This is a genomic window from Streptomyces sp. NPDC002884, from assembly GCF_040295245.1.
Classification (GTDB): domain Bacteria; phylum Actinomycetota; class Actinomycetes; order Streptomycetales; family Streptomycetaceae; genus Streptomyces.
In genome coordinates, this window is record NZ_JBEOVB010000004.1 from 507432 (window position 1) to 530686 (window position 23255).

The 23255-nt window shown below is 71.5% G+C and carries 22 protein-coding genes; 16 read left to right on the forward strand and 6 right to left on the reverse strand.

What is annotated here, in order from left to right; all coding sequences use genetic code 11:
* Positions 1–24: 24 nt before the first annotated feature.
* Both ABT070_RS12390 and ABT070_RS12395 read right to left on the reverse strand, forming a co-directional pair.
* Entirely contained in the window at positions 25–1650 is a 1626-nt protein-coding gene (locus tag ABT070_RS12390) for an N-acyl-D-amino-acid deacylase family protein (RefSeq protein WP_351758416.1), read from the reverse strand.
* 47 nt (positions 1651–1697) lie between these two features.
* Positions 1698–2972, reverse strand: a complete 1275-nt coding sequence (locus tag ABT070_RS12395) for an amino acid deaminase (protein ID WP_351758418.1) — start codon at positions 2970–2972, stop codon at positions 1698–1700.
* A gap of 154 nt (positions 2973–3126) precedes the next feature.
* On the opposite strand from ABT070_RS12395, the gene ABT070_RS12400 reads away from it, so the two are divergent.
* The 5 genes from ABT070_RS12400 to ABT070_RS12420 all read left to right on the forward strand — a co-directional run bounded on the left by ABT070_RS12400 (position 3127) and on the right by ABT070_RS12420 (position 7990).
* Positions 3127–4188, forward strand: coding sequence for a sugar kinase (locus tag ABT070_RS12400; RefSeq protein ID WP_351758421.1), 1062 nt, complete (start codon positions 3127–3129; stop codon positions 4186–4188).
* Positions 4185–4952 carry an IclR family transcriptional regulator gene (locus tag ABT070_RS12405; RefSeq protein ID WP_351758424.1) on the forward strand — a complete coding sequence of 256 codons (768 nt, stop codon included), beginning with the start codon at positions 4185–4187 and terminating at the stop codon, positions 4950–4952. The genes ABT070_RS12400 and ABT070_RS12405 overlap by 4 nt, the downstream gene beginning before the upstream one ends.
* Positions 4953–4959: 7 nt before the next feature.
* Entirely contained in the window at positions 4960–5370 is a 411-nt protein-coding gene (locus tag ABT070_RS12410) for a RidA family protein (protein ID WP_351758427.1), read from the forward strand.
* 281 nt (positions 5371–5651) lie between these two features.
* On the forward strand, positions 5652–7169 hold the full coding sequence (locus tag ABT070_RS12415; RefSeq protein WP_351758429.1) for a GntP family permease: 1518 nt from the start codon (positions 5652–5654) through the stop codon (positions 7167–7169).
* A 65-nt stretch (positions 7170–7234) separates the two neighbouring features.
* Entirely contained in the window at positions 7235–7990 is a 756-nt protein-coding gene (locus ABT070_RS12420; protein WP_351758432.1) for a hypothetical protein, read from the forward strand.
* Here ABT070_RS12420 and ABT070_RS12425 read toward each other — a convergent pair.
* Entirely contained in the window at positions 7987–9357 is a 1371-nt protein-coding gene (locus ABT070_RS12425) for a M14 family metallopeptidase (protein WP_351758434.1), read from the reverse strand. The two genes, ABT070_RS12420 and ABT070_RS12425, sit on opposite strands and share 4 nt — an antisense overlap.
* 280 nt (positions 9358–9637) lie before the next feature.
* On the opposite strand from ABT070_RS12425, the gene ABT070_RS12430 reads away from it, so the two are divergent.
* Entirely contained in the window at positions 9638–10975 is a 1338-nt protein-coding gene (locus tag ABT070_RS12430; RefSeq protein ID WP_351758437.1) for an Nramp family divalent metal transporter, read from the forward strand.
* Positions 10976–11115: 140 nt separating this feature from the next.
* Complete coding sequence (locus ABT070_RS12435) at positions 11116–11706, forward strand: isochorismatase family protein (RefSeq protein ID WP_351758440.1); 591 nt, start codon at positions 11116–11118, stop codon at positions 11704–11706.
* 34 nt (positions 11707–11740) lie between these two features.
* Here the strand turns inward: ABT070_RS12435 and ABT070_RS12440 are convergent, their stop codons facing one another.
* Complete coding sequence (locus tag ABT070_RS12440; protein ID WP_351758443.1) at positions 11741–13000, reverse strand: hypothetical protein; 1260 nt, start codon at positions 12998–13000, stop codon at positions 11741–11743.
* A 147-nt stretch (positions 13001–13147) separates the two neighbouring features.
* Entirely contained in the window at positions 13148–13660 is a 513-nt protein-coding gene (locus ABT070_RS12445; RefSeq protein ID WP_351758446.1) for a SigE family RNA polymerase sigma factor, read from the reverse strand.
* Between the two features lie 120 nt (positions 13661–13780).
* Here ABT070_RS12445 and ABT070_RS12450 point away from each other — a divergent pair, with 120 nt between their 5' ends.
* Complete coding sequence (locus tag ABT070_RS12450; RefSeq protein WP_351758448.1) at positions 13781–14200, forward strand: hypothetical protein; 420 nt, start codon at positions 13781–13783, stop codon at positions 14198–14200.
* A 189-nt stretch (positions 14201–14389) separates the two neighbouring features.
* Here ABT070_RS12450 and ABT070_RS12455 read toward each other — a convergent pair whose 3' ends face one another.
* Positions 14390–16087, reverse strand: a complete 1698-nt coding sequence (locus ABT070_RS12455; protein WP_351758450.1) for a chitinase — start codon at positions 16085–16087, stop codon at positions 14390–14392.
* A gap of 250 nt (positions 16088–16337) precedes the next feature.
* Here ABT070_RS12455 and ABT070_RS12460 point away from each other — a divergent pair, with 250 nt between their 5' ends.
* The 8 genes from ABT070_RS12460 (at position 16338) to ABT070_RS12495 (ending at position 23249) form a co-directional block, all read left to right on the forward strand.
* Positions 16338–17210, forward strand: coding sequence for a hypothetical protein (locus ABT070_RS12460; protein ID WP_351758453.1), 873 nt, complete (start codon positions 16338–16340; stop codon positions 17208–17210).
* Positions 17211–17274: 64 nt separating this feature from the next.
* Positions 17275–17982, forward strand: coding sequence for a Flp pilus assembly protein CpaB (cpaB, locus tag ABT070_RS12465; protein ID WP_351758456.1), 708 nt, complete (start codon positions 17275–17277; stop codon positions 17980–17982).
* 13 nt (positions 17983–17995) lie between these two features.
* Positions 17996–19252 carry a CpaE/TadZ family protein gene (locus tag ABT070_RS12470; RefSeq protein ID WP_351758458.1) on the forward strand — a complete coding sequence of 419 codons (1257 nt, stop codon included), beginning with the start codon at positions 17996–17998 and terminating at the stop codon, positions 19250–19252.
* 5 nt (positions 19253–19257) lie between these two features.
* Entirely contained in the window at positions 19258–19641 is a 384-nt protein-coding gene (locus ABT070_RS12475; protein WP_351758461.1) for a TadE/TadG family type IV pilus assembly protein, read from the forward strand.
* A 79-nt stretch (positions 19642–19720) separates the two neighbouring features.
* Positions 19721–20038 (forward strand): TadE/TadG family type IV pilus assembly protein, encoded by a 318-nt coding sequence (locus tag ABT070_RS12480; protein ID WP_351758464.1) that lies wholly within the window; start codon positions 19721–19723, stop codon positions 20036–20038.
* A gap of 16 nt (positions 20039–20054) precedes the next feature.
* Positions 20055–21392 (forward strand): TadA family conjugal transfer-associated ATPase, encoded by a 1338-nt coding sequence (locus tag ABT070_RS12485; RefSeq protein WP_351758467.1) that lies wholly within the window; start codon positions 20055–20057, stop codon positions 21390–21392.
* Positions 21393–21397: 5 nt separating this feature from the next.
* Positions 21398–22342 (forward strand): type II secretion system F family protein, encoded by a 945-nt coding sequence (locus ABT070_RS12490; RefSeq protein ID WP_351758470.1) that lies wholly within the window; start codon positions 21398–21400, stop codon positions 22340–22342.
* Between the two features lie 19 nt (positions 22343–22361).
* Positions 22362–23249, forward strand: coding sequence for a DUF5936 domain-containing protein (locus ABT070_RS12495; protein ID WP_351758473.1), 888 nt, complete (start codon positions 22362–22364; stop codon positions 23247–23249).
* The last annotated feature ends 6 nt before the right edge of the window (positions 23250–23255 follow it).

The following is a 23255-nucleotide window of genomic DNA, read 5'->3' on the forward strand; positions in this document are numbered from 1 at the left end:
CTCGGACCACCGGGAGGCGTTCCGTCACATGGGACTGCGACGGACCGCCCGTCCCGCCAGGACGTCCGTGCGGTGGCCGTCCTCGATCACGAAGCGGCCGTCGATCAGGACGTGCGGGATGCCGGTGGGCAGGGTGCGCGGGGCTTCGTAGGTGGAGCCCGCCGCCACCGTACGCGGGTCGAAGAGCACCAGGTCGGCGCGGTGGCCCTCGCGGACCAGGCCCCGGTCCGCCAGGCGCAGGCGGGCCGCCGGGCGGCCGGTCAGATGGGCGACGCACTCCTCCAGGGACAGGATCCCCAGCTCCCGTACGTAGTGGCCGAGATAGCGCGGGAACGTGCCGTACGCGCGCGGGTGCGGCTTGGCGCCCGTCAGGACGCCGTCCGAGCCGCCCGTGTGGACGCGGTGGCGCATGATCGTGCGGACGTTCTCCTCGTGGCCGACGTGCTGGAGGATCGTGGGGGCCAGCCGGTCCTCGAGGAGGAGGCGGCGGGCCGTCGTCCAGGGATCCTCGCCGCGCAGGAGGGCCGAGGCGTGGACCGTGCGGCCCACGTGGCCGGCCAGCCGCTCGTCGCCCACGCCCGAGATCTCGATCGTGTCCCAGTCCACCGGCACCCCGTGGCAGCCGTCCGCGCCGGTCACCTCCAGGTCGTGGCGGATACGGGCGGCCGTGTCGTCGTCCGCGAGGCGGCGCAGGATCTCCGGCGGGCCGCCCTCGCTCGCCCAACTGGGCAGCAGGGCCGCCAGCGTCGTGCAGCCGGGGGTGTAGGGGTAGGTGTCGAGGGTGATGTCGGCGCCCGAGTCGAGGGCCTCGTCCAGCAGGGTCAGCAGCTCCGGGGCGCGGCCCTCGTTCACGCCGAAGTTCATGGTGGCGTGGGCGAGGTGGAGCGGGCAGCCCGCCTCACGGGTCAGCTCGACCATCTCCGCGTACGCCTCGAGCGCGCCGGCCCCGTAACTGCGGTGGTGGGGGCAGTAGTAGCCGCCGTAGCTCGCCACCACCCGGCACAGTTCGGTCAGTTCGGCGCCTCGCGCGTACATGCCGGGCGTGTACGTCAGCCCGGAGGACAGGCCGACGGCGCCCTGTTCCAGCCCCTCCGCGACCAGCCGGCGCATCCGGTCCAGCTCCCGGTCGGTGGCCGGGCGGTCCTCCCAGCCGACGACGAGGGCGCGGACCGTGCCCTGGGGGACGAGATAGGCCGCGTTGACGGCGATGCCCCGGCCCTCGAAACCGTGGTCCAGGCGGTCCAGGTACTCGCCGACCGAACGCCAGTCGAGGTCGAGGTCGTCTCCGTGTCCGTTCCAGCCGGTGATGGCCCGGCGGACCCCTTCGAGGGTGCGGTCGTCGACCGGGGCGTACGACAGCCCGTCCTGGCCGAGCACTTCGAGGGTGACGCCCTGCGCGGCCTTCGCGCTGTGGTCGGGGTCGCGCAGCAGGGCGAGGTCGCTGTGGGCGTGCATGTCGATGAAGCCGGGGGAGAGGACCAGCCCCTCGGCGTCCAGTTCCCGCACCGCCTTGGGGCGCTGGCAGCCGGCGGCCGCCGCCTCCTTCACGATCGAGACGATCCTGCCGTCGTCGATCAGCACGTCCGCGCGGTAGGAGTCCGCGCCGGTGCCGTCGACGACGTCCGCGTCCCGGATGACGAGGTCTTCCATGCAGCTCCCTCATGTCGGCCCTGTCGGCCCTGTCGGCCCTGTCGGTTCTAGAAGAACGTGCGGATGTAGTCGACGACCGTGCCGTCCGCCTCGGCCAGCGGGATCAGCGGCCACTTGTCGAAGGACGTACAGGGGTGGGAGAGGCCCAGGCCGACCCAGTCGCCGACCTCGACGTCCGCCTCGGCGTCGGTGCGCAGCCAGGCGTGCTGGTCGGAGAGCGCGGTCACCGAGACGCCGGTGGCGGGGCGTTCCGTGCCGTCGCGGCGGATCACCTGGGCGAAGGGCAGGTCCAGGTCGTAGGCCGCGTCCCGCTTGCCCGCGTTGACGAACGCCTGGTCGGGGGCGGGACGGGAGACGACCTGGGTCCACAGGCGGAACGCGGGCTCCAGCGCGCCCTCCTCGGGAACCCGGTTGAACGGCGTGAGCTTGCGGTAGTGACCGTCGTCGTGCGAGACGTACGCACCGGAGCGCAGCAGCTTCAGTACCGGCAGGGAGAGTCCGGGGATCCGGGCGAAGACCTCGGCGACCGTGTCGAACCAGGCGCTGCCGCCCGCGCTGACGACGATCTCCTCGGCGCCCGCGAACCGTCCCGCCCTGTCGAAGTCGACGGCGAGGCCGACCAGGCGGTGCAGCCAGGCCCGCACCCGCTCCGGGTCGGCCCGCGGGACCTCGCCCTCGTAGCCGGCGACCCCGACCAGCCGCAGGGTCGGCGCGGCGGCCACCGCGTCCGCGACCGCCGCGCACTCCGTCTCGGTACGGACGCCGGTGCGGGCGCCCTCGCCCGCGGCCAGTTCGACGACGACGTCCAGGGGGCGCCGGGCGCCGCGCAGGGCAATGTCCATCAGCTCGACGCCGCGCACCGAGTCGACGTAGGCGACGAGGTGGAACCCGGGGTCGGCGTCGAGCTGTGCGGAGATCCAGCGCAGGGCGGCCGGGTCCACGAGTTCGTTGGCGAGGAAGATCCGCTGGACGCCGTAGGCCCGGGCCACCCGCACCTGGTGCGGGACCGCGAGGGTGATGCCCCAGGCGCCGCGGTCGAGCTGGCGCCTGAAGAGCTGCGGGGCCATGGAGGTCTTGCCGTGCGGAGCGAAGGCGAGACCGTGGCGGGTCGCGTAGGTCTCCATGAGGGCGAGGTTGTGTTCGAGGCGCTCGGCGGAGAGGGCCAGCACGGGGGTCGCGAAGCCGTCGGTGAAGAGGTTGCGGCGCTGGGCGGCCAGCTCGCCGACGGTGAGGCCGTCGGCGTCCGGCGGGAGGCCCTTGAAGCGGTGGTCGACGCGTTCTCCGGCCAGTCGGGCGAGCGCCTCGAGTCCCTCGGTACTCATGGAACCTCCTGATCAGGAGCGTTGCACAAGCTGCAACGTCCATTGCGTATAACGCTTACTGCTGTCTAACATCTCGGCCAACGCGGGGTCAACGGAGCCTCCCCCCAGCCTTCGGCCGGGGGGACCCCATCTCGCTTCGCTCGCCCGCACCAGCATGGGAGCCACGACGATCGTGACCGCCACCGGACCCTGCAACGCCCCTGACGCCGTGGACGTCGTCGCGCTCGGCGAGTCCATGGTCACCTTCCTGCCCTCCCGGCCCGGCCGCCTCGCCGACGTACCGTCCTTCGACCGGGGCATCGGCGGCGCCGAGTCCAATGTGGCGTGCGCGCTGGCGGCGGCCGGACACGCGGTGCGCTGGGTCAGCCGGGTGGGCGCCGACGGGTTCGGCGACCATCTCCTCGAGACCGTCGGCTCCTACGGGGTCGACGTGACCTCCGTACGACGCGATCCCGACCGCCCGACCGGCGTCTACTTCCGCACCGCGGGCGACCGGGCCACCGACGCGCACGAGGTCGCCTACTACCGGGCCGGGTCGGCGGCCTCCGCGATGTCCGTCGACACCGTCGGCCTCGACGCCGTACGGGCCGGCCGGGTGCTGCACCTGACCGGGATCACCGCGGCCCTCTCCGCGGACTGCCTCGGCCTGCTGCGGGAACTGACGGCCCCCCGGCCCGGCCGGCCCCTCGTCTCCTTCGACGTCAACCACCGGCCCCGGCTGTGGACGGACGGCAACAGCCCCCAGGTCCTCCTCGAACTGGCCCGCGGCGCCGACCTGGTGTTCGTGGGCGAGGACGAGGCGGCCGAGGTGTGGGGCCTCGACGGCATCGACGCCGTGCGGACCGCGTTCCCCGACCCCGAGGTGCTCGTCGTCAAACAAGGGGCGCTCGGGGCGACCGTCTTCGACCGGGGGCGCACCCTGCACGTCCCCGCCCCGCGGGTCGACGTCGCCGCCGCCGTCGGGGCCGGGGACGCCTTCGCCGCCGGGTTCCTCTCCGCCACGCTGCGCGGGCTGCCCGTGCGCGACCGCCTCCGGCACGGGCACCTCATGGCCGCCGCCGCCCTCACCGTCCCCGGCGACCTGGCCGTGCCGCCCTCCCGCGACCACGCCGACCGGCTCGCGGCCCTCGACGACGCCGCGTGGGGGAGACTTCGACTCGGCCCCGGCTGGACGCACGCCGAAGACCGGGCCGACGAGGAGGTACGCACCACATGAGCCAGACCGTCGACCGAGCGCTGAGCATCCTGCCGCTGCTCGCCGAGGGCCCCGCCGACCTCGGACAGGTCGCCGACCGCCTCGGTGTGCACAAATCGACGGCCCTGCGGCTGTTGCGCACCCTGCACGAGCACGGCCTCGTCTACCGCCAGTCCGACCAGCGCTACCGCCTGGGCGCCCGCCTCTTCGCCCTCGCCCAGGAGGCGATGGAGAACCTCGACATCCGGGAGATCGCGCATCCGCACCTCGCCCGTCTCAACGAGACCTGCGGGCACACGGTCCACCTCGCCGTGTACGAGGAGGGCGAGGTCCTCTACATCGACAAGGTGGAGAGCCGCTACCCGGTCCGCATGTACTCACGGATCGGCAAGCCCGTCGCCATCACGGTCGCCGCCGTCGCCAAGCTGCTCCTCGCCGACCTGCCCGAGCCCGAGCGCCGGGTGATCGCGGACAAGCTCGACTACCCCCTCTACACGGCCCGTTCGACCCCCAACGCGCCCGCCTTCCTGCGCGAGCTGGAGAAGGTGCGCGAACAGGGCTGGGCCACCGACCTAGGTGGCCACGAGGAGTCCATCAACTGTGCCGCCGCGCCGATCCGGGGCGCCGACGGCCGGGTGGTCGCCGCGATGTCGGTCTCCGCGCCGAACGTCGTCGTCACCGCCGACGAACTCCTCACCCTGCTCCCGCTGGTCCGCCGTACGGCGGACGCCATCAGCGGCGAGTACTCCGGCAGAACCCCGATCAAGGAAGCCCCGAAGGAATGAGCCCGGCATGACCGAGAAGACCGCCCTCACCCCCAGGACCCACACCACCCCGCCCGCGCGGTTCTCGCACGGGGTGAGGAAGGGCAACATCCTCCAGGTGGCGGGCCAGGTCGGTTTCCTGCCCGCCGAGGAGGGCGAGCCGCCGACGCCCGCGGGCCCCACCCTGCGCGAGCAGACCCTCCAGACCCTCGCCAACGTCAAGGCGATCCTCGAGGAGGGCGGCGCGAGCTGGGACGACGCGATGATGATCCGCGTCTACCTGACGGACACGGCGCACTTCGCCGAGTTCAACGAGCTCTACAACGCATACTTCGGGGAGCAGTCCCTCACCGCCCCGCCCGCGGCCCGCACGACGGTCTACGTCGGCCTTCCGGCCGGGCTCCTGGTCGAGATCGACGCACTCGCCGTCCTCGGCTGACCTCCCGCCCTCCCTCCCGGCCGTCCGGTCCGGGCTGAACCTCCCGGCCGTCCGGTCCGGGCTGAGCCTCCCGGCCGTCCGGTCCGGGCTGAGCCTCCCGCCCTTCCGGCCGTCCGGTCCGGCTGACCTTCCCGGTTGACCGGCCCGGCCGGTCCGGCCGGCGGGTCGTCAACTCCCGCACGCTGTAACGCCTCACGGCACGGCGTCCCCGTTCGCAGGGGATGCCGTGCCGCGATCCCCCCTGCCCGAAAGCACCGTGAACCCAAGCAGAGGACCCCCGCATGCCCCTTCCGCTCGCGGCTTCCACTCCCACCGAGGCCCCACCCCACACCGGCGGACTGCTTCTCCTGATCGACGGCACCGCAGGCCTGCTGACGGTCGCCGCCCTCGGCATCGCCCTGCTCCTCCTCCTGATCATCAAGGTCAGGATCCAACCCTTCGTGGCCCTCCTCGCGGTCTCCATAGCCGTCGGTCTGCTGGCCGGCCTGTCCGTGACCGAACTCTTCGGCACCGTCCAGCGTTCGGACGCCGTCTCCACCATCGAGTCCGGGATGGGCGGCATCCTGGGCCATGTCGCGATCATCATCGGGCTGGGCACGATGCTCGGCGCGGTCCTCGAAGTCAGCGGCGGCGCCGAGGTGTTGGCGTCCCGGCTGCTCGGCGTGTTCGGCGAGCGGCGCGCCCCCCTCGCCATGGGCCTGACCGGCCTGATCTTCGGCATCCCGGTCTTCTTCGACGTCGGCATCTTCGTGCTGGCCCCGATCGTCTACGCGGCCGCGAAGCGGGGCGGCAAGTCGATCCTGCTGTACTGCCTTCCGCTGCTCGCGGGGCTGTCGATGACCCACGCGTTCCTGCCCCCGCACCCCGGCCCGGTCGCGGCCGCCGGACTGCTCCACGTCGACCTCGGCTGGGTCATCCTCATGGGTGTCGTCTGCGGCGTCCCGGCGGTGCTGGCGGCCTGGGTGTTCTCGGCGTGGATCGGCCGCCGCATCTTCGTCGCCGTGCCGCAGGACATGGTCGAGGCGGCGGCCGAGGCGAAGCGCGCGGTCGTCGAGGAGCAGCGGACGCAGGGCGTCGTACCGCGTGAGGACCCGGTGCCGCTGGGCACGGTCGTCGGGATCATCGGTACGCCGCTGGTGCTGATCCTCGCCGCCACGTTCTCGTCGATCGCCCTGGACCCTCCCCCTCTCTCTCCGACAAGCTCCGAGCCGGGGGGACCCCCATCGGTCCGCTCGGTGATCGAGTTCTTCGGCAGCCCGTTCGTGGCGCTGACCATCGCGCTGCTCCTCGCCTACTATCTGCTCGGCGTCCGGCGCGGCTGGTCCCGCAAGTCGCTGGAGACGGTCTCGACGGCTTCGCTCAAGCCGGTCGGCAACATCCTGCTGGTCGTCGGCGCGGGCGGCGTCTTCGGCGCCGTCCTGAAGGCGAGCGGGGTGGCCCAGGCACTGTCGGACACCTTCAACGACGTGGGCCTGCCGGTGATCGTCCTCTCCTATCTGATCTCGGTGGTGCTGCGGGTCGCGCAGGGCTCGGCGACGGTGGCGATCGTGACGACGGCGGGCATCGTGGCGCCGCTGCTCGCGGAGGGCGACCACTCACAGGCCTTCGTGGCCCTCGTCATCATGGCCATCTCCGCGGGCTCCATCTTCGCCTCGCACGTCAACGACGGCGGGTTCTGGATGGTGGCCAAGTACTTCGGTATCAGCGAGCGCGACACCCTGAAGACATGGACCGTGCTGGAGACGGTGCTGTCGGTGGCCGGGTTCGTGATGGCGGCCGGAATCAGCCTCTTCGTGTAGGACTCCGGTAACGAAGTCAGGGGCTGACTGTGTCCGGCACAGGATCTTCGACCATACTGCCCGCTGTGGAGCAGCGCATAGGTTCGAGCAGCCAGCCCCTGGAGGGCGCCGGGTTCGACCCGGCATTCATCCCCGGGCTCACGTCGCCCGTGACCGCGGAGCCGGAGGACACGAAGCCGGCATCCGGCGACGGCGCCGGCGGCGACGGCGGTGACGCCGTCAAGCCCGAGGCGGGGAAGGGGGAGTCAGCGGCGCCGGAGCGCCCGGACGCGTCGGCGGAGCCGGACGAGTCCGACGAGTCCGAAGCGTCGGGTGAGCCCTCCGAGTCCGTCGGGGGACCCGTCTTCGAGGCCTCCGACCGCCGTGCGCGGATCGCCGCCGACGCCAAGGGCGTCCGGCTCCGCCTCGACGAGGAGTCGTGCGAGTTCCGCTGGGACGAGATCGGCGCGGTCGAGACCGAGACACCGCGTTTCGGGAAGCGGTTCACCATCACGGTGCACACCCCTGACCGCCGCTGGTACCCGATCGAGATCGAGGCGACGGCCAGGTCCCGCTTCAAGGAGTGGGAAGAGCAGCTGGACGCGGTCCTCGACGCCTACTTCGAAGACGGGGAAGCCGAAGCGGAAGCGGGCGCCGAGGACGAGGCCGTCGAGATCGACGACACCGGGGCGGAGGGCGCCGACGTCAAGGACACCGAGCCCGAGGCCGCCGAGGCCAAGGACGACGAGGTCGAGGACGCCGACGCCAGGGACTCCGACGCCGAGGACGCCGACGCCGAGGACGCCGACGTCAGGAAATCCGACGTCAAGGCCGCCGACTAGACGCAGTACTGGGTCTGTTTCCCGATGGACCGGTACATGCAGTCCGCGTTCTCGAGGAGTTGCAGCACCGCGTCCCGGTTACGGGAGGTCTCCCGCTCGATGATCTCGTCGGGCGGGTAGAACCCACCTCCGGAAGAGGACGACGGGTACATCTCGAAGGTGTACGAGAAGATCTTCTGCGTACCCCAGAGATAGTCGTCGATCGAGCCGTCGGTGATGTACAGGTCGCTGGACTGCTCGGGGGTGTACCCGTTGCTCGCGGCCATCTTCTGCCCGACGGCCTTGAACGCGGCGTTGTCGTCCGCGGTCATCCCGGTCGCGGTGTCCGCGGTGGTGTAGCCGAACGGCCACAGCACCAGCTGGCTGTACGTGTGGAAGTCGATCCCGGCGGTGATCTGCTGCTTCCCGCCCACGATCCGGCTGCGCACGAAGTCGGCGACGACCTTCACCTCGGGCGCGGACTCGGCGGCCGTGCCGCGGTAGGTCTCGGAGGACGTGGACCCCGAAGAGCCGCCGCAGCAGCCGAACTTGTAGTTCCAGTTCCGGTTGAGGTCCGTACCGACGTAGGAGGAACCGGAGTTGGGCTGCCGGTTCTTGCGCCACGAGCGGTAGGAGCCGGAGGCGATGTCGTACTCGCCGCCGTCCGGGTTGAGGTCGGGGACGATCCAGATCTCGCGGCCGTTGACCATGCTGGTGACCCGGGAGTCGGAGCCGTAGCCGGCGCCCAGCTCGCGGATCAGGTACAGCGCCATCTCCACGGTGAGGTGCTCGCGGGCGTGCTGGTGGTGGGTGAACAGCACCTCCGGCTCGGCCTCGTCGGTGGCGACGTTGTCGCTGATCTTGATGGCCACGATGTCCCGGCCCTGATAGGACTTGCCGATCACCCGTTTGCTCATGATGCCCGGGTAGGCGGCGATGCGCTGGTCGATCTCCGTCGTCATCTCGGCGTAGTTGTGGTACTTCGAGTCGGCGGTCGGGAAGTCGAAGAGCCGTACCTCGTCCTCGGCGGCCCGGTCCGGTGCCGAGCCCAGCAGGGACACGTCGTACCCCTGCGCGCGCAGCTTCTTCACCTGGTCGGCGCGGCCGGAGACCACGACGGTCTCCTCGTCGGCCTCGTCGACGCTCACCCCGGCGGCGGCGATCGCCGTGCGCATCTGGGGGGTGCTGTGATGGACGTGGATCTCGTACTGGCGGATGTCGTCGGCGGAGGGTGCCGCCTTCGGGGCGCTGCCCGCCGCCGCGTCGGTGACCGTCGCCGAGACCGGCGCGGCGAGAGCGAGGGCGAGGAGTGCGGCGAGGACGGCGGTCCGCCTGCCGCTGCGGGCGCTTGTGGCGCCGGCGCCTGAGCCGCGAATGCGAAGTCGCATGAACTCTCCTTGTGGGGAGCCGGGTTGTGGGGGGCTGTGCGCTTGCTGTGTGCGGCGGTGCGGTGCCGCTCATCGTCGGGGCATGGCATGAGCAGGTCAAGAGACGACAAAGGGCCGCTGGCCGAAATCATGCGGAATGCGACGAGCGGCCGGCCGCGCAGTTTATCCGCGTCCGCGCCGGCCGGCCGGTAACCGGGGCGTGGCCGGAGTGTGAGCACATCGGGTGGAGATCCCGCACGCACCCTTGCCGCGGCGGCCTCTTCGGGTTTCCTTGACCTTCATGGCGGACACCACGGGACCCCCCACGGGAAACCCCACGCACACCGAGGCACCATCCGGCATCGACCACGCGTCTCCCCGCAGATCCAGTTGGAAGTACATCGGGCCCGGCATCGTCGTCGCCGCGACCGGCGTCGGCGCCGGCGACCTGGTGGCCACGCTCATCGCCGGCAGCAACTTCGGCTACACCCTGCTCTGGGCGGCGGTCCTCGGCTGCCTGGTCAAGATCTCCCTCGCCGAGGCGGCCGGCCGCTGGCACCTCTCCACCGGCCGCACCCTCTTCGACGGCTGGGCGAGCCTCGGCCGCTGGACGACATGGTTCTTCGTCGTCTACGTGGTCGTCTGGGGCTTCGTCTACGGCGCGGCGGCGATGTCGTCGAGCGCGCTGCCGCTCCAGGCGCTGTTCCCGGGCGTGATGGACCTGAAGGCGTGGGCCGTCGCGTGCGGGCTGGTCGGCCTGGTGTTCGTCTGGTTCAACAAGTACGCCGTCTTCGAGAAGGTCATGACGGTCCTGGTGGGCGTCATGTTCGTGGTGACGGTGTACCTGGCGATCCGGGTCACCCCCCACCTCGGCGACGCCTTCGCGGGCCTCCTCCCGGTCCTGCCGGACGAGAAGGACTCCGTCCTCAACACCCTCGGCCTGATCGGCGGAGTCGGCGGCACCATCACCCTGGCCGCGTACGGCTACTGGGTGAACGCCAAGGGCTGGACGAACACGGGCTGGATGAAGGTGATGCGGCTCGACAACCGGGTCGCGTACGTGACGACGGGCATCTTCGTCGTCGCCATGCTCTTCGTCGGCGCGGAACTGCTGCACTCCGCGAACGTGGCGATCGCGAGCGGCGACAAGGGGCTCGTCCAGCTCGGCGACATCCTGGAGGCGGAGTACGGCGCGGCGACCGCCAAGTTCTTCCTGATCGGCTTCTTCGCCACCTCCTTCACCTCCCTGATCGGCGTCTGGCACGGTGTGAGCCTGATGTTCGCCGACTTCGTGGCCCGCTACCGCGGCCACGGTGACGCGGGCGGAGCGGAGGTCGCCTCCGGCGAGCGGGAACGCTCCTGGCCCTTCCGCGCGTATCTGCTGTGGCTGACCTTCCCGCCGATCGTGCTGCTCTTCCAGGGCGAGCCGTTCCGTCTGATCATCCTGTACGGCGTGCTGGGCGCGGCCTTCCTGCCGTTCCTGGCCGGGACGCTGCTGTGGCTGCTCAACTCCTCCCGCACGCCCGGGGAGTGGCGCAACGGACCGCTGAGCAACGCGATGCTGGTGCTGGCGGGACTGCTGTTCCTGGTGCTGTGCGTCAAACAGGTCTGGGACCAGCCGTGGTCGGAGTTCTTCTGACCCATCCGCCTGCCTGCCTTCCACCCGCCTTCCCGCCCGCCCGCCGGGGCTGGCGCGAGCTGTTGGTTGAGTTTCTCAAGCTTGAGTTTCGCAAGCACCTCTCCTAGGCTACTGATCCCCCTAGGAGAGGTGCCGTCGCCGTGGCTGTGACCGTGCTGGACGACAAGACCGCGCTCGTGCTGATCGACCTCCAGGCCGGCACGCTCGCCGCCCCCACCGTGCCGTACCCGGCGGCGGACGTGGTGGCCCGGGCCGCCGAACTCGCCGACGCCTTCCGCGCCGCGGGCGCCCCCGTCGTCCTGGTCCGCATGTCCACCTCGCCCGACGGCGCCGACGCGGTGCCCGGCCGCAGCGAGGCGGCACGGCTGGCCGGCGGCCGCTCCCGCCCCTACGACCTCGGCCCGATCGCCGAACCGCTGACCGGCCACGAGGGCGACATCCTGGTCACCAAGCGGGCCTGGGGCGCCTTCCACGGCACCGACCTCGACCTCCAGCTGCGGCGTCGGGGCGTCACCCAGATCGTCCTCGCCGGCATCGCGACCAGCCTCGGCGTCGAATCGACCGCCCGCGCCGCGCACGAGCACGGCTACCACGTCACGTTCGCGGTCGACGCGATGACCGACATCAACGAGGACGCGCACCGCCACCGGGTGTCGTACCTGTTCCCGCTGATCGGCGAGCCGGGCACGACGCGGGAGATCCTCGACCTGCTGTCCGGCGCCCGAGCCTGAACCCGAGGGCCAGTCCATCCGCGGTCTCCGGCCGTCAGTCCTCGGTGGCCTGCCACCGGGGGCTGAGCGCGACGGCCCGCAGCTGCCCGATCGTGAGGGCGGGCTTCGCGCGGGTCGCGGCCTCGTCCTGCTCGGCGGCGTTGAAGGCGCTGACTACCACCCGCAGACCGTCCTTGCGCAGGGTGTCCACGGTCCACATCACGACCCCCGCACCGCCCTTCTCGCCCGGCCCCTGCCGTGTCGCGACGCGCGTCCCGTCGGAGAGGGTCTCGGCTCCGGATCCGTACAGCTGACCGGCCACGTCGGACATGTCCGGCTGGACGTTGACCTGGACCAGGCTCCCGCCCTTGCCGTCGTCGACGACGAAGTAGCCGTACCCGGTCTCCTGGCTGCCGCTCCTGACGCGCTCCAGGTCCTTGGGCAGCAGAAGAGCGAGCTTGCGCAGGACGAGCCACCCGGCCATCTCCGCGGGCCGGGCGGACGAGCCCGAGGGAAGGACCGGCTTCTTCTCCTCCCCGGGGACGGCGTCGGCGATCCGGCGCCACTCCGAGGCCACGGCCAGCGTCTTCAACTGCGCTGTCGTCAGCGGCGGTTCGGGGCGGCTGACCGGCTTCCCCTTCTCCGCCGCGGCGTTCCACTCGATGACGCTCACATGGTGCCCGGCCGGGGTGACCAGGTCCGCGCCCCACGCCTTGGTGTCCTCGCGGCGGTCGGGATACTCGTAGCCCTGGTAGACGGTGATCGCGGACCCGTCGGACAGGAGCTCGGTCTCGCAGCTGTCGAGGTCCGTCTGCCCGCCCTCCGGGCAGGGCATCACGGCGGTCGACGGAACGATCTCACCCGCGTCCGCCGGGATCCGGTCCAGGCCCACGGAGATGGATCCCTCGCCCTTGCCGTCGTCGAACACGCCCACCGCCAGCGGTGGCAGCTCCCCGCCCGTGCCCCGCGCCTCCGTCCTGCTGAACTCGCCCTCGGGGAGCAGCTTCTGAAGGGTGCGGATCATGTCGTCGGGGGAGTAGGACGGCTCTGCGCCGCCGCTGCCGGACGCGGCGACGGAGGAGGGCAGCGGCGCCGGCCTGCCGCCCCACGGCACGAGCAGCGCCCCGCCCACCCCCACCAGGGCGATGCTCGCCGCTCCCCCCGCGATCGCGGTCCTGCGCCGCAGCCGCATCCGGTCACCCCGGGCCCGGCCGGCGGCGGCGAGCGCGGCCGGGCTGTCGAAGGTGCCGCCGGCCTCGCGCAGGGCGGCGGAGAGCTGCTCCTCGAAGGGGTCGCTGTACTGGTCGACGGGCATGGTGAACCACCGCTTTCGGCGAGACGGGTCGAAAAGAGTGCGAAGCAGGGGGAGGTGCGGGGTGCGGGGTGCGCGGCGCGTGGCGTCGGGGTCGGGTCGGGGTCGAGGGTGGGGGAGGGCGGGGGTGAGGGGCGGATGCCGGACGGCTCAGGGGCGGGCGTACTCCCCGATGTCCTCGCCCAGCAGCTCCCGCAACCGCCCCAGCGCCCGCGAGCAGCGCGTCCGCACGGCCGCGGAGCTGGTGTTCATCGCGCCCGCGGTCTCCTCGATCGAGCGGTCCTCCCAGTACCGCAGGACCACGACCGCCCGGTCCTTGGCGGGCAGCCGACCCAGGGCCTGCATCAGGGTCAGCCGCAACGGCGTGTCGGTACCGCCGCGGTCGGCCACGTCCGGGAACACCTCCACGGCCCGCTCGCGGCTGCTGCGCCGCCGCTGGTGGGCGAGGAAGGAGCGGGTGAGGACGGTCTGCGCGTATCCGGCCGGGTTGTCGACCCGGGACACCCGCCCCCAGCGGACGTAGAGCCTGCCGAGGGTCTCCTGCACCAGGTCCTCGGCGAGGTGCGTGTCGCCGGCGGTGAGCAGACACGCCGACCGGTACAGATGCCCGGTGCGCGCCGCCGCGAACTCGGCGTACCCGTCCGCGCGGGCGGCCTGCCTCATCGATGATCCCCCTGTGTCGGCTGCCGTGCTGTCCTCATCTCACTAATGCGGTGGGGCACGGGAAATGTTTCAGGGGAGACCGAAAGTGGCCGCACAGGATCGCGGGGGTACGTTCTCGTTGTGACAGACCAGCCGCCGCCGCCCCCTCCGCCGTCCCCCGGGCAGCCGTCGGGCTTCGGCCCGCCCCCGCCGCAGTACGCCCCGCAGTACGCCCCGCAGTACCCGCCGCCGTACGCCCCCCAGGCGGAGCCGCCGCCCGGTCCGGAGTTCCTCGCGGTCGACAAGCACAACTCGGTCGTCGTGGACGCGGCGGGCGTCGCCTTCGAGATGTACGACATCACCGTCGAGTTCCCCTGGCCCGAGGTCCGCAGCGTCCACTACAGGGCGAGCCCCAACGGCAAGGCCCTCATGGTCGCCGTGGTCCACGTGGACGGCCGGGTCTACGAGTGCGTGGTGACGGCGAAGCCGAGGGAGCGGTTGCAGGGCTGGTTCGCGCAGCTGGCGTGGGTGCTGGGTCACTACCGGCCGGCGGGGTACTAGGGGTACCGGGGGTCGCACGCACGGACGCGCGGACGCGCGGACGAGTGGACGACACGCACGGACGAGCGGACGCACGGGAGGGTGTCGCCCCACGGTCCTCCCGTGGAGCGACACCCTCCCGTCACCTGCTACCTGCACCTGCACCCGCTACCGCTCGCCCGGTGCCCGTGACGTCGCAGGGCCCCGTGGCTACGGCAGTCCGTGCACGTGCGGGCCCACGGCCGCCGACCACGCGTTGCCCGCCGACGCGTCCCAGTTCGTCGACCACGTCATCGCGCCCCGCAGGCCGGGATAGGTCTTCGACGGCTTGAAGGAGCCGCAGCCCGTGCCCCTGGTGAGGCAGTCCAGGGCGTTGTTGACCACCGTCGGCGACACGTACCCGCTGCCCGCGCCGCTCGTCGAGGCCGGCAGGCCCAGGCCCACCTGGGACGGGTCCAGACCGCCCTCCAGCTGGATGCAGGCCAGCGCGGTCAGGAAGTCCACCGAGCCCTGGCTGTAGACCTTGCCGTCGCAGCCCAGCATCGAACCGCTGTTGTAGTACTGCATGTTGACGACGGTGAGGATGTCCTTCACGTTCAGCGCCGTCTGGAAGTAGCCGTTCGACGTGGACTGCATGTCGATCGTCTGCGGGGCCATCGTCAGGACCAGGCCCGACCCGGCCTTCGACGCCAGCGACCGCAGCGCCTGTGACATGTACGTCGCGTTCAGGCCGTTCTCGAGGTCGATGTCGACGCCGTCGAAGCCGTACGTCTGCATCAGCGTGTACACCGAGTTGGCGAAGTTCGTCGCGGACGTCGGGTCGCTCACCGACACGGTGCCGTTCTGGCCGCCCACCGAGACGATGACCTTCTTGCCGGCCGCCTGCTTCGCCTTGATGTCCGCCTTGAACTGGTCGACCGTGTAGCCGCCCAGGCCCGCCGAGTCCAGGTTGAAGGTGACGGCGCCCGGTGTCGTCGTCGCGTCCGCGAAGGCCACGGCGATGATGTCGTACTGGGAGGAGACGCCGGAGATCCGCTGGACGGTCGCGCCGTTGTTGAAGTTCTGCCAGTAGCCGGTCACGGCGTGCTTGGGCACGGTCCCGCCCCCGGTGCCGCCGGTGGTCGTCGTTCCCGTGACCGCCGTCGACTTCACGGACTCGCCCGCCGCGTTGGTCGCGGTGACCTGGAAGCTGTACGACGTGGAGGCCGCGAGGCCGGTCACGGTCGCCGAGGTCCCCGTCACCGCCGTCACCTTCGTACCGCCCCGGTAGACGGAGTAGCCGGTCGCGCCGGAGACCGCGTTCCACGAGAGGGACACCGACGACGAGGTCGTGCCCGACACGGCCAGGCCGGCCGGCGCGCCGGGCACCGTCGGGGCCGGGTCGCCGCCTCCGCCGCCGTCGGGGCCGTACACCGACACGTCGTCCGCGTAGTACGCCGCCTGGCCGTACCAGCCGTGCGTGTACACGGACACCGAGGTGGTCGACGCGCCGGTGGTGAAGGTCGTCGACAGCTGCTTCCACGACGCCGAGTCGGGCGTCCACGTCGAGACGTCCGTCGTGCCGGTGCCGGTCACGCCGAGGTAGGTGTAGCCGCCCTGCACCCAGGCGCTGAGCGTGTACGTCGAGTTGGGCTTCACGGCCACCGTCTGGGCGCACCGGGCGTTGTCCTGCCCGGCCGGTGTCGCCTTCAGCGCGGCCGCGCCGGCGTGCACCGGCGAGGAGACGGTCGTACCGCTGCCCGCCGAACAGGTCCAGTTGGTCAGGCCGGACTCGAAGCCGGCGTTCCTGGCGTTGTTCAGGTCCGCGGCGGACGCCTGAGCCGCGCCCGTCATGGACAGGGCGAGGGCGGCGGCGAGGACGCCCGCGGCTCCCGACCCGAGTCGTGTCGTTCGTTTCAGTGGGGACATGACAGTAAGTTGGTCCAGACCAATTCCGTTGTCAAGAGGTCCGGCCGTGGAGGCCCGGTGGAGGCCACGCGCGCGTAACCTGCCCCGATTTGACGGGACTTGCGCGAAGAAGAGTTGCTTGGCAGCCAGGGAAAGCTGTTCTCCGGCCACAGAGGCGTGGATACAGTGCTGAGGTAGTCACGCAATGAAGTCACCCCGGTGCACCGGAGTAACGCCGGTGGGCCGGACCGCGGGAATCGGGGAGCTGCGCGTGCCAACAGCCATTGCCGTGACCGGAGCCGACCTGGCGCTGGCGCCCCAGGACGAACGCACCCTGCCCGCCACCGTCCTCGCCGATCTCGACCGACAGCCGCTGGACCGCGCCCTCGCCGCCGTCCAGGCCCTCGTCGATCAGTACGGACACGTGATCGTCGTGTACTCACGGGCCGTCCCCGCCGCCGTCGAGCAGCGACTGCACACCATCCGCTCCCTCCTGGAGAGCGACCGCATCGCGCTCTTCCGCCCCGACCTGCCGCCGCTCGCGGTGGCCGTCCTCGCCCGCCAGCTGCGCCAGCTGGCCTCCTGCGACCTCGGCCCCGGCGTCCTCGCCTCGGCGGGCCGGCTGCTCACCCACTACATCCACGCGGGCGCGGTGCTCGGCTCGGTCGCCAGACTCGACCGGGTGCCGGTGGTCGGCCTGAAGTCGCATGCCAGGTCGTGGGTTCCGGGTAGTCAGTTCGGTGTGCTCGCCCATCCGCAGCCGGAACTGGTCAAGGCCACCCCGGAAACGGTCCTGCCCGGACCGGAGTTCGGCACCTGGCTGCTCGTCGCCCGCGGGCAGTTCCAGTCCGACTGGGTCACCGAGGTCCTCGCCCCCGCCTGGAAGGTCCAGGGGCTGCGCGAGACCCACCTGCCCGCCGAGTCCGCCGACTGGTGGGGCACCGGCAAGGCGATCGAGTTCTGCGCCTACCTGCCCGACCTGTCGGTCCTCTACCAGCTGGTCACGTCCGTCCGGCAGAGCGTCTGCCACTGGTGCGGCATCGACGTCATCGGCGACCGCTGCGTCTTCTGCTCCGCGACCCCGCCGCCCGCCTCCGACCTCACCGCCCGTCCCGCCGCCCGCGCGCTCACCGCGGGCGACTGAACCAGCTCGACCCGCCCCCTGTTCCCGTCCGCTCGACCCGACCCCCAACGAGGTTGCACGGTTCATGAACTCCCGTCAGCGCCGCGGCGTGATCCTCCTGCTCCTGTCGGTCCTGTGCGCCCTCGGCGCGTTCGCCGGCGTCCTCTCCGTCATCGACGACGTGAAGTCCAAGGTCGGCCCCGAGGTCACCGCGTACGAGCTGCGCTCCGACGTGGCGCCCTACACCACCCTGAGCGCGGGCCAGTTCAAGAAGATCGAGATGCCGGAGCGCTGGCTCTCGGACAACGCCGTCACCGACCTCGCCGCCATCCGCGGCAAGATCGCCGTGACGACGCTGAAGAAGGGCTCCCTGCTCCAGAGCGACATGATCGTCGACCAGCCCGCCCTCCAGCCGGGCCAGCAGGAGGTCGCCATCATGATCGACGCGGCCACCGGGGTCGCCGGCAAGATCACCCCGGGATCGTCCGTCAACGTCTACGCCACCTTCGAGGGCGCCCGGGAGAGCGATCCCGACCAGTCGAAGATCATCGTCACCAACGCCCGGGTCCTCGACGTCGGCGAGCTGACCGCCCTCGAGCCGGACGAGAACAACCGCAGTCAGTCGCCCACCGACGCGGTCCCCATCACCTTCGCGCTGTCCACGCTCGACGCCCAGCGCATCACCTACGCCGAGTCCTTCGCCAAGCGCGTCCGCCTCGCCCTCGTCGCGCCCGGCGGCGACACCACGGTCCCCGACCAGGACCGTACCTACGAACTCGTCACGGACAAGTGAGAGGCCGCCGCCCATGCCCACGAGGATCCTCCCGGCCGTCGGCGACGCGGACGCGGTCCGTTCCCTCACCACCCTGCTCAGCCAGCTCCCGGACGCCGAACCGGTCGCCCCGGTGTCCGACTCCACCCAGCTGGTGGACACCCTCGCCCGGCTCGCCGCCGAGTCGGTCGACGAACTGCCCGAGGTCGTCGTCGTCCACGAACGCATCGGCCCCGTACCGGCGCTGGAGCTGGTCCGCGAGGTGGCGCTGCGCTTCCCGGCGGTCGGCGTCATCCTCGTCACCACCGATGTGGGACCCGGCCTCTTCGCCGCCGCCATGGACTCCGGCGCCCGAGGCCTGGTCACCCTCCCGCTGAGCTACGAGGACCTCGCGAACCGCGTCCAGGCCGTCGCCCAGTGGTCGGTCGGCGTACGGCGCCATCTCGGCCACGGCGCCGACGTGTTCACCGGCGTCGGCGGCACCGTCGTCACGGTCAGCGGCGCGAAGGGAGGCGTGGGCGCCACCCTCACGGCCGTCCAACTGGCTCTCGCCGCCCAGGCGTCCGGCCGCCCCACCGCCCTCGTCGACCTCGACCTGCAGTCCGGTGACGTCGCCTCCTACCTGGACGTCCAGTTCCGCCGCTCGGTCGTCGACCTGGCCGCCATCACCGACATCTCGCCCCGCATCCTCGCCGAGGCCGTCTTCCGGCACGAAAGCGGCGTAGCCCTCCTCCTCGCCCCCGCCGAGGGCGAACGCGGCGAGGAGGTCACCGACCGCGCCGCCCGCCAGATCATCGGCGCGCTGCGCTCCCGCTACGAGGTCGTCGTCGTCGACTGCGGCGCCCAGCTGAGCGGCGCGGGCGCGGCCGCCGTCGAACTCGCCGAGCGCGCCCTGCTCGTCACCACCCCCGACGTCGTCGCCGTCCGCGGCGCCAAACGCACCGTCCGCATGTGGGACCGGCTCCAGATCCGCAAGGCGGAGGAGACGACCGTCGTCGTCAACCGCCACACCCGCAGTACGGAGATCCAGCCCCCGCTCATCCAGAAGATCACCGGCACGGCGATCGCCGTGACGACGGTCCCCGCCAACTTCCGGGAGCTCCAGGCCGCGGTCGACGCCGGCCGGATGCACGCCCTCGACGGCAAGGGCACCGTCCGGCAGGCCCTGTGGGCGCTCGCGGGGGAACTGGGGCTGGTCAAGGCCCCGGAGACCGCCCTCGTACGCAGGGCCGGCGGCCGGGCCCGCGGCGCGGACCGGGGCGCGGCCGGGTTCCGGCGGCGGAGGGAGTGAACACCATGTGGGGACATCGGGCGCGCGACCGGGGCCAGGTCACCATCGAGTTCCTCGGCATGACACCGCTGATCATCGTGACCTTGGTGGTGGTGTGGCAGTTCGTCCTCGTGGGGTACACGTTCACGCTCGCGGGGAATGCTGCGGACGAGGCGGTGCGGGCCGGGACGGCCGCCCCTCCGGGGGAGCGGCTCGCGGCGTGCCAGCAGGCGGGCCTGGACAAGCTCGGAGACGCGTGGAAGGGGAACGCCGTGGTCGATTGCGGCGGCAGCGGCTATGTGACGGCGGACGTCTCCCTCAAGGTCCCCGTCCTCTTCCCCGGCACCATCGACTTCCCGTTCACGGTGCACGGTCACGCGGGCGCCGTCGAGGAAGAGGACGGCGACTGAGATGCCCGGAGCGAGGTCCGGCGAGGCTTTCGGCACGAGGTCCGGTCGAAGGCGCAGGGGTGGCGGTGACCGGGGCCAGGTGGCCCTGGAGTACCTCGGTTTCCTCCCGCTGCTCCTCCTCGTGGCGCTGGCGGCCGTACAGCTCGGCCTGATCGCGTACGCGGCACAGCAGGCGGGCACGGCGGCCCGTACCGGGGCCCGCAGCGCGTCCCTCGACGAGGACTACGGCGCCGACTGCCGGCAGGCCGTGAGCAGTTGGCTGGACGTGAGCTGCAGCGCGGCCGGCCTGGGCGACGAGGTGCGGGTCACCTCCACCGTCACCATCCCGTCCGTCATTCCCGGCATCGGGGACTTCGGTCAGGCCCACAAGACGGCCACGATGCCGGTCGACCACTGAGGGAAGGGCATCCGACATGAGCCTGCGGGCACGCATCACCTCCCCCGAGGAGAACGGCGGCCGGGGCGAGGACGGCCATCTGGTGACCTCCTACCGCGCCAAGCTGCTGGAGGAGATCGACCTCGCCGAGATGAGCTCGCTGGCCGCCGCCGAGCGCCGGGCACGGCTGGAGCGGGTGCTGGGGCACATCATCAGCCGCGAGGGCCCGGTCCTGTCGACGGCGGAACGCTCACAGCTGATCCGTCGGGTGGTCGACGAGGCACTGGGCCTCGGCATCCTGGAACCCCTCCTCGAGGACGCGTCGATCACCGAGATCATGGTGAACGGACCCGACGCGATCTTCGTCGAACGGGGCGGCAGGGTCGAACAACTCCCCATCCGCTTCGCGTCGAACGACCAGCTGATGCAGACGATCGAACGCATCGTCTCCACCGTCAACCGCCGCGTCGACGAGACGAACCCGATGGTCGACGCGCGGCTGCCGTCGGGCGAACGGGTCAACGTCATCATCCCCCCGCTGTCGCTGACCGGCCCCACCCTCACCATCCGCCGCTTCCCGCGGTCCTTCACCCTCCACGAACTGATCGGCTTCGGCTCGCTGGACGAGCAGATGCTGTACCTGCTGGCGGGTCTCGTGCAGGCCAAGTTCAACGTGATCGTCTCGGGCGCGACGGGCACCGGCAAGACGACGCTGCTGAACGCGCTCTCGGGCCTGATCCCGGACGGCGAACGCATCATCACCATCGAGGACTCGGCGGAACTCCAGCTCCAGCAGTCGCATGTGATCCGCCTGGAGTCCCGGCCCCCGAACGTCGAGGGCAACGGCCGCATCACCATCCGCGACCTGGTCCGCAACTCCCTGCGGATGCGCCCGGACCGGATCGTGGTCGGCGAGGTCCGGGGCGGCGAGTCGCTCGACATGCTCCAGGCGATGTCGACCGGTCACGACGGCTCCCTGGCCACGGTCCACGCCAACAGCGCGGAGGACGCCCTGATGCGCCTCCAGACCCTCGCGTCGATGTCCGACGTGGAGATCCCCTTCATCGCGCTGCACGACCAGATCAACAGCGCGGTGGACGTCGTCGTCCAGCTCACCCGCTTCGCCGACGGCGCCCGCCGCATCACCGAGATAGCCGTCCTCGACAGCCACGGCGGCGAACCGTACCGGCTGGCGACCATCGCCCGCTTCAACGCCCGGCCGATGACCGCCGACGGCCGCGTCCACGGCGTCTTCGAGTACTTCCCCCTCCCACGCCGCACCGCGGACCGCCTGTACATGGCGAGCCAGCCGATCCCGCAGGCGTTCGGGGTGGCTCACGCGGCACACGAACTGACGACAAGGGAAGCCCGGTAACGCTGATGGAGCTCGAGACCCTGATCACCCTCACCACCGGCGGAACCCTCCTGACCTGCGCCCTGGCCGTCGCGGGCCTGCACGCGTACGCGCGGGGCCGGGCCCAGCGGGCGGAGCTGGTGGAACGCCTTTCCTACACCGGCCGGCTCCCCGGGACCGGCCGCCGGCGCCGATTCCGCACCCTGGACCGACGGCTGCGCCGCACGGGCACGGGCCGCAGGCTGGAGCTGAAACTGGCGGCGACCGGCCTGGACGTGACGCCCGGCGAGTTCCTCGTCTACATGCTGGCGGCGGTGGCCGGCCTGTGGCTGGTCGGAGAGGCCACCCTGGCCCCCTTCTTCGGCCCGATCGCCGGCCTCCTGGGCGTCTGGGCGGCCTGGCAGTTCCTCAACTGGCAACGCCAGAAACGCATCGAGAGGTTCATCAATCAACTCCCCGAACTGGCCCGCATCCTGGCCAACGCCACCCACGCGGGCCTGGCGCTGCGCACCGCGATCGGCATGGCGGCGGAGGAGCTGGAAGCCCCGGCGGGCGAGGAACTCGCCAAGGTGGCCAACCAGTTGGCGGTGGGCCACTCCATGGACGACGCGCTGGGCGAGCTCGCCGACCGGCTCCCCTCCCGAGAACTGGTCGTCCTCGTCACCACCCTGGTCCTCTCCAACCGGGCCGGCGGCCAGGTCGTCGGCGCCCTGCGCAACCTGACGGAGACGCTGGAGGAACGCAAGGAGACCCGGCGCGAGGTCCGCACCCAGCTGTCCCAGGTGAACATGACGTCCTACGCGGTGCCGGCCCTGGGAGTCGGGGCGTTGTTCCTCATGAACAGCGTCGAGGGCGGAACGCTGGACCGCATGACGGGCTCGGCCGTCGGCCAGGCCTGCGTGATCATCGCGTTCGGCCTCTACGCCGTCGGCTTCGTCCTCATCCGCCGCATGTCCCGAATCGACGTCTGAGCAGGAGGTGGCGCAGGGCATGGAACTGCTGCTCGCACTCGTCGTGGGCCTCAGCGTCTGGGGCATGTTCGCCGGCATCCGCATGTACCGGGCCGACGTGAAGCTGCCCAGCGACCTCGCGCTGGCCCTGGAGGTCGGCTCGACGCGCACCGGCGCCGTCGGCTCGCTCGTCGACCGCATGGGCATGCGGTACGCCCCGGCCGTCCTGCGTCTGATGGGCCCCAAGCAGGTCACCCGATACCGGCGCAGGATCGACCTCGCGGGCAACCCGGGCGGCCTGACGATCGACCGCTACGCGGCCCGGCGCGCGGTCTACGGCGGGATCGGCGCCCTCGGCGCGTTCGCCGCGCTGCTCCAGGGCAGCTTCTTCGTCGCGCTGCTCATGCTCGCCTTCGGCGTGTTCTGGTCCGAGGTCGGCATCTGGTCCGCGATCCGGGTCCGCAAGGACGCCATCGAACGGACCCTGCCGGACTTCCTCGACGTCCTCGCCGTCGTGGTGAGCGCGGGGCTCGGCTTCCGGCAGGCCCTCGACCGGGTGGCGTCCAGGTACGAGGGTCCCTGGGCGGACGAGATCCGCATCACGCTGCGTCAGATGGACCTCGGCGTGAGCCGCCGCGAGGCCTTCCAGGAGCTGCGCCGCCGCAACGACTCCGAGCAGGTCGCCATGTTCGTCACGGCCCTCCAGCAGGGCGAGGAGCTCGGCGCGCCGATCGTCGACACGCTCGTCTCGATCGCCAAGGACATGCGCCGCACGGACGCGCAGAACGCCCGCCGCAAGGCGGCCCGCGCGGTCCCCAAGGCCACCTTGATGATCACCACGTTCATGGTCCCGGCGACGATGCTCCTCCTCGGCGCGGGGATGCTGCTCGGCTCCGGCACGGACTTCACCTCGATCACGGGCGAGTAGGCGGAC